Raw genomic sequence first — 338 nt, forward strand, 5'->3', positions numbered from 1 at the left:
ACCAAGCAAAAAACCGAGTGAATTTCTAACGAAATTCAACAAGCTTAATAATCGCGCGTCGTCTTTATAGACGACATCACAGATTAATAACTCGTAAAACTGGTAAACAAGCATCTCACTTAAAAGCGCCTGAAAGCGTTTGAAGGTGATGAGATGAAATGAATCACGAAGTGATGTTTACTTTTGTAAATGAACAAGAGATTCATGAATCGAGGAAAGATGCGAACGTTTGACCAAGCTTTTACACGATTAAGTTATTAAGGGCGCACGGTGGATGCCTTGGCACTAGAAGCCGAAGAAGGACGTTACTAACGACGATATGCTTTGGGGAGCTGTAA

1 rRNA gene is annotated in these 338 nt (G+C 40.2%); it reads left to right on the plus strand.

The annotated features are described in order from the left end of the window. Positions 1 to 247 precede the first annotated feature (247 nt). Positions 248 to 338: ribosomal RNA gene (locus LQ675_RS14910) — 23S ribosomal RNA — on the plus strand; the annotation flags it as partial.

Source organism: Mammaliicoccus sp. D-M19 (assembly GCF_022386695.1).
GTDB lineage: Bacteria > Bacillota > Bacilli > Staphylococcales > Staphylococcaceae > Mammaliicoccus > Mammaliicoccus sciuri.